Origin of the sequence: Arthrobacter sp. StoSoilB13 (genome assembly GCF_019977255.1) — a bacterium.
Lineage (GTDB): Bacteria > Actinomycetota > Actinomycetes > Actinomycetales > Micrococcaceae > Arthrobacter.
Genome location: NZ_AP024648.1, coordinates 1342916 through 1349533 on the forward strand (window position 1 = coordinate 1342916; position 6618 = coordinate 1349533).

Annotated in this window: 1 protein-coding gene, 1 rRNA gene and 2 pseudogenes; all 4 read left to right on the forward strand. The window is 61.0% G+C overall.

What is annotated here, in order from left to right; genetic code table 11:
* Positions 1 to 42 precede the first annotated feature (42 nt).
* The 4 genes and pseudogenes from LDP01_RS18435 to LDP01_RS18450 all read left to right on the forward strand — a co-directional run bounded on the left by LDP01_RS18435 (position 43) and on the right by LDP01_RS18450 (position 6618).
* The gene (locus tag LDP01_RS18435) at positions 43 to 690 is read left to right on the forward strand and encodes a DNA-3-methyladenine glycosylase (RefSeq protein WP_224091188.1); all 648 of its coding nucleotides are present in this window, start codon (positions 43 to 45) and stop codon (positions 688 to 690) included.
* A 99-nt stretch (positions 691 to 789) separates the two neighbouring features.
* Positions 790 to 3017 (forward strand): annotated as a pseudogene (locus tag LDP01_RS18440) (HelD family protein).
* Positions 3018 to 3054: 37 nt separating this feature from the next.
* Positions 3055 to 4364: pseudogene (gene tyrS, locus LDP01_RS18445) on the forward strand (tyrosine--tRNA ligase).
* Between the two features lie 947 nt (positions 4365 to 5311).
* Positions 5312 to 6618 (forward strand): 16S ribosomal RNA (locus LDP01_RS18450).

Below are 6618 nucleotides of genomic sequence, written 5' to 3' on the forward strand. Positions count from 1 at the left end.
CCGTTTCACGATTTTTGCTAGGGTCTGGGCATGAGCTCGTCCATGGAGAAGGGAGTCAGCGATCCCGAAAAAGTGCGTAAGTTCCTCGAAGGCGACCCCCGTGTCATCGCTCCACTGGTCCTTGGCGCGGTGCTCACCCACTACTCCGAAGCCGGTCCAGTCGCGGTGAGACTCACTGAAGTGGAGGCCTATATGGGCCCCCGCGATTCCGAACACCCCGATCCCGGATCGCACACTTTCGGCGGTCCCACGGCCCGTAACGCGCCGATGTTCGGACCACCGGGTTTCCTGTACGTGTACTTCACCTACGGCATGCACTACTGCGCCAACATCGTCTGCGGTCCAGCAGGCTCCCCGTCGGCGTTGCTTCTGCGGGCCGGCGATATTGTAGAAGGCGAGGGGCTTGCCACCGTAAGGCGGCCTGCCTCCAAAACACACAAGGACTTGGCCAGTGGACCTGCACGCCTGGCATCGGCGTTGGGACTTACGACGGCGGACACGGGCCGTGACGCGCTCGCCTCACCGTTCAGCTTTTGGCTGCCTAAGACGCCGGTAGCGGCCGTGGCCAGCGGACCGCGGGTTGGGGTAGCTGGTCCCGGTGGAAGTACGGAATATCCGTGGCGCTTCTGGATCGAAGATGATCCAACGGTGTCACGGTACAAAGCAGCGCGGCCACGCAACCGGGCGTGAACTTTGGCTGCTGGTCCGCCATATGACCTGGACCCAACACGTTTACCAAAATCGCTGTAGAATGGACGGTCTGTCTTTTGCGATAGGGGTTACGGTTCGATGCACGACGCTGATTTGGTCCACGAGCAGGAATACGTTGCTGGGCTGTACGCCCGGCTCGATGAGCTGCGCGAAGAAAAGCGTGCCCAGCTGGCCCAGGTGCGCAAGGCCGGTGCAGTGGGAACCATGCAAAACGTGTCCGAACGTGACGCGTTCGCCGCGCTGTATGAGGACCGCCTTGCCCAGCTCGACGCCGTCGATGACCGTTTGGTCTTCGGGCGCCTCGATCTGGACTCGGGGGAGGCCCAGTACATTGGCCGTATCGGGTTGTCTACCGCCGATCTCCAACGGCTCATGGTTGACTGGCGCGCCCCGGAAGCCGGCCACTTTTACCAGGCCACCGCTTTCGACCGCCAAGGCGTGCGCCGCCGTCGACACCTGATCCTGCAAGGCCGGGACGTGAAGGCGATCGAGGACGATGTCCTGGATGCCGGCATGCTCGCGGACAACGATTCCCTGCAAGGCGAGGGCGCGCTCCTTGCGGCCCTGAATTCCAAGCGCACGGGCCGCATGTCGGACATCGTGGGAACCATCCAGTCGGAGCAGGACAGGATCATCCGTTCCTCGATCTCGGGCGCGCTCGTCGTACAAGGTGGTCCAGGCACGGGTAAGACCGCAGTGGCACTGCACCGCGCCGCCTACCTCCTTTACACGCACCGTGATCGGCTCAAGAGTGCCGGCGTTCTGCTGGTGGGACCGTCGTCGTCGTTTATGCACTACATCGAGCGTGTACTGCCCTCGCTGGGCGAGACCGGCGTCGTCATGGCCAGTCTTGGCCGGCTTATGCCCGGAATCCACGCTGTTCCCGAGGAAGATCCGGACGTTGCTGCGCTCAAAGGCAAGCTCGATATGGCCACGGTGGTGGCCAACGCCGTGGCGAACCGGCAGCGCACGCCTGTAGAAGACCGCATTCTCGAAGTCGATTCCCGCAAGCTGACGCTGACCGTCCGCCAGGTCCGCCGCGCACGGGAAAAGGCCCGGGCCACGGGCAAGCCGCACAACGAAGCGCGGCTGACGTTCGTCAAGATCCTTCTGCGTGAGCTCACGGAGCAACTAACGGACCTCGTCGAGGAGTCGAACATCGGCAATAACGCCGATCGCGCCTACCTCGCCGAAGACGTCCGGTCTGCGCGGGACGTCCGCATCGCCTTGAACCTGTGCTGGATGCCGATGACTCCGGAGAAGCTGATCTCCGAGCTCTTCAGCAAGCCCGCCATCCTGGAAGCCTGCACGCCACACCTCACACCGGAACAGCGATCCCTTCTGCAACGGCCAGCGGATGCGCCCTGGACCGAGGCGGACGTGCCGCTCCTTGACGAAGCTGCCGAACTGCTCGGTGAGCTGGATCCTGCCGCGGGCAGGGGACTGGCCCAGCAGGAAGCCGACCGCGCCCGCGATCTGGCCAACGCCAGGCAGACCCTGGCCAACATGGAAGCCATGGGCGTGGATGTCCTGGTGAGCGCCGAAGAACTGGCAGACCAGAACCAGGAACGCGAGAACCGGCTCACCGCAGCCGAGCGCGCCACGAGCGATCGTTCCTGGGCTTTCGGCCACATCGTGGTTGATGAGGCACAGGAACTTTCGGCCATGCAGTGGCGGCTCCTCGTGCGTCGCTGCCCGCTGAAGTCCTTCACGATCGTGGGGGACATCGCCCAAACGAGTGCAGCGGCAGGCGCCAATTCGTGGCAAAGCGCGCTCGCGCCGTCGTTCGGTGACCGCTGGCAGCTCGAAGAACTCACCGTCAACTACCGCACGCCGTCCCAGATCGCGGAAGCCGCTGTTCGGATGGCCAACCGCGCAGGCCTCGTGGTCTCGGCTCCGAAGGCCGTGCGCGAAGGCAAATGGTCGCCCATCGTGGACCGCGTCGAAGCGGACGGAATTGTCTCCCGCCTGGTCGAGGTCCTGCCTGAGGAAGTGGAAGCAATCGACGGCGGCCTGCTGGCTGTCATCGCCGACGGCCCACTGCTGCCGCAGGCGGCTGCGCGCTGCGCGGGATCTACGGCCGCCGCATCGGCTCGGGAGCCGGAAGCTATGAGCAGGACATCGTGGTCATCAGCCCCAAGGAGGCGAAGGGCCTGGAATTTGATGGCGTCATTGTCCTGGAGCCGGCTGCCATGCTCAATCACGAGCATGGCAAGGTGGGCGACCTCTACGTCGCTATGACCCGACCCACGCAGCGGCTCAGGCTCATCGCCGCGGCACCGCTGCCCGCCGGCATCGAACGCTAGGAAAAGTGAACCCAACAATCCTGCTAACTTAGAACTCGTGTCACACGTAAACAACATCGAGTACCAGCACAACGATCCCGCCTTTGCCAACATCTGGCAGGAGCTCAAATGGCGCGGCCTGATCCACGTTTCCACCGACGAAACGGAACTGGAAAAGCTGCTCGCCGGGGACCCGATCACGTATTACTGTGGCTTTGACCCCACCGCTCCGTCCCTTCACCTGGGTAACTTGGTGCAGCTCCTGCTGATGCGGCGCCTGCAGTTGGCTGGCCACAAGCCGCTCGGCCTGGTTGGCGGATCCACGGCCTTATCGGTGATCCGCGTCCGACGGCGGAGCGCACCTTGAACACCAAGGACACGGTTGCGGAGTGGGTCGGCTACCTCCAGGGGCAGGTGCGCCGTTTCCTCAGTTTCGAGGGCGATAACGCGGCACGCATGGTCAACAACCTGGACTGGACGGCGCCGCTGAGTGCCATCGACTTCCTCCGTGAGATCGGAAAGCACTACCGGGTGGGCACCATGCTTCGCAAGGATGCTGTCGCCTCCCGTTTGAGTTCCGAAGAGGGCATTAGCTACACCGAGTTCAGTTACCAGATCCTGCAGGGCATGGACTACCTCCAACTGTTCCGCGACTACGGCTGTGCACTGCAGACCGGTGGCTCGGACCAGTGGGGCAACCTCACCAGCGGTACCGAACTCATCCGCAAGGTGGAAGGCAAGAGCGTCCACGCCCTGGGTACGCCGCTCATCACCAACTCGGACGGTACCAAGTTCGGCAAGAGCGAGGGCAACGCCATCTGGCTGGACCCCGAAATGTGCAGCCCGTACGCGTTCTACCAGTTCTGGCTGAACACGGCCGACGCTGACGTGGTGGACCGGCTCAAAGTCTTCACGTTCCTTTCACGTGCGGAAATTGAAGAGCTTGGCCAGGCTGTTGCGGAGCGTCCCTTTGCACGGGAAGGCCAGAAGAAGCTTGCGTTCGAAGTCACGTCCTTGGTGCATGGCATCGATGCGACTGAAAAGGTCATCGCCGCTTCGGCAGCACTCTTCGGCAACGGCGACCTCACCGTCCTGGACGAGCGCACCCTGGAAGCAGCGACCGCGGAACTTCCCTCCGCGAAGATCAGCGCCGACGGTCTTGGAATTATCGACTTGTTGGTGGCCGCCGGTTTGTCCGACAGCAAGTCGGCAGCCCGCCGGACCATCGGGGAGGGCGGAGCTTACGTGAACAACACCAAGGTGTCCGATCCCGATGCCGTTATCGCGCAGGATGAACTGCTTCATGGCCGGTACCTGCTCCTTCGCCGGGGCAAGAAGAACCTGGCGACGATTGAGGTTTCGGCCTAGTTCGCCGTACATCGCAATACCTGAAAGGGCCGGCAACCGTTGTGGTTGCCGGTCTTTTCTGCGTTTAAGGGTGTTTGTGCGTGGGTGGGCGCGAAGGTGGCGGTCTTCCTCTGCGCGCTCGGTCGTTCCTCCCTTGGACGCGCGTTGCCGGATGAGCGCCGCCTTCTTCGGATGTTCTCTCAGATCGTGCGGGGTTTGGGGGATCGTTCTCTCAGATCGTGCGGGGTTTGGGGGATCGTTCTCTCACATCGCGACGTCTTTGGCGGATCGTTCTCTCAGATCGTGCGGGGTTTTGGTGGGTTGGGGGGTGGTGTTTCGACGGCGGTGGTTGGCTTGGGTGTTTGGCGGCGGGGTGGTGGGGTGTGGTTGGTGTGACGGGCTTCACTGGGGTTGGTTTTTGGGGTTTTGGGGTGGTTTTGGCGGGTCTGTGGGGTTGTTTGGCCTGTGTTTGGGCGGTTTTGGCCGGTTTTTGGGTGGTGTTGGGGTGGATTTGTGTGGGGGCTGGTGGGCGTGTAATGTCTTCTGAGTCGCCGCGAGTGAGACAGCCTGGTGCTGGGAACTGCGGGGCCGACCCCCTTTGATAACAGCCTGGAATATGGTGCGCTTTTGGGCGTGCTGGTTGCCGGGTGGGGCCGGGACCTGGATCGGGAATCGCGGAAACGTTGATTTGCCAAGATCGGGTTGATCGGGTAAGTTTGAAAAGTTGCTCCGGAGCGATCCAGCGAAGGCTGGTGGTACTGCTTTGGAATAGTGACCTGTTGTTTGAGAACTCAATAGTGTGCCAAGTTTGTTGATGCCGATTGTTTTTTTGATTGGTTGAAATTATGGCCAGGCTGCTGCGCACCCCCGTGTGTGGTGGTTTGGTTTTCAGCTGGTTTCGAATTTTGTGCAGCCGTGTTCGCCGTTATTTCCGGTGGGTGTGGTTGTGTCTGTTTGATTTTTTGTTTTCAACGGAGAGTTTGATCCTGGCTCAGGATGAACGCTGGCGGCGTGCTTAACACATGCAAGTCGAACGATGATCCCTGGCTTGCTGGGGGGATTAGTGGCGAACGGGTGAGTAACACGTGAGTAACCTGCCCTTGACTCTGGGATAAGCCTGGGAAACTGGGTCTAATACCGGATATGACCATCTGGCGCATGTCATGGTGGTAAAGCTTTTGTGGTTTTGGATGGACTCGCGGCCTATCAGCTTGTTGGTGGGGTAATGGCCTACCAAGGCGACGACGGGTAGCCGGCCTGAGAGGGTGACCGGCCACACTGGGACTGAGACACGGCCCAGACTCCTACGGGAGGCAGCAGTGGGGAATATTGCACAATGGGCGAAAGCCTGATGCAGCGACGCCGCGTGAGGGATGACGGCCTTCGGGTTGTAAACCTCTTTCAGTAGGGAAGAAGCGAAAGTGACGGTACCTGCAGAAGAAGCGCCGGCTAACTACGTGCCAGCAGCCGCGGTAATACGTAGGGCGCAAGCGTTATCCGGAATTATTGGGCGTAAAGAGCTCGTAGGCGGTTTGTCGCGTCTGCTGTGAAAGACCGGGGCTCAACTCCGGTTCTGCAGTGGGTACGGGCAGACTAGAGTGCAGTAGGGGAGACTGGAATTCCTGGTGTAGCGGTGAAATGCGCAGATATCAGGAGGAACACCGATGGCGAAGGCAGGTCTCTGGGCTGTAACTGACGCTGAGGAGCGAAAGCATGGGGAGCGAACAGGATTAGATACCCTGGTAGTCCATGCCGTAAACGTTGGGCACTAGGTGTGGGGGACATTCCACGTTTTCCGCGCCGTAGCTAACGCATTAAGTGCCCCGCCTGGGGAGTACGGCCGCAAGGCTAAAACTCAAAGGAATTGACGGGGGCCCGCACAAGCGGCGGAGCATGCGGATTAATTCGATGCAACGCGAAGAACCTTACCAAGGCTTGACATGAACCGGAAAGACCTGGAAACAGGTGCCCCGCTTGCGGTCGGTTTACAGGTGGTGCATGGTTGTCGTCAGCTCGTGTCGTGAGATGTTGGGTTAAGTCCCGCAACGAGCGCAACCCTCGTTCTATGTTGCCAGCGCGTTATGGCGGGGACTCATAGGAGACTGCCGGGGTCAACTCGGAGGAAGGTGGGGACGACGTCAAATCATCATGCCCCTTATGTCTTGGGCTTCACGCATGCTACAATGGCCGGTACAAAGGGTTGCGATACTGTGAGGTGGAGCTAATCCCAAAAAGCCGGTCTCAGTTCGGATTGGGGTCTGCAACTCGACCCCAT

What these genes read in the sequence shown, in the direction of transcription:
- LDP01_RS18435 (WP_224091188.1), top strand. Translation starts at nt 43, where the DNA reads ATGGAGAAGGGAGTCAGCGATCCCGAAAAAGTGCGTAAGTTCCTCGAA.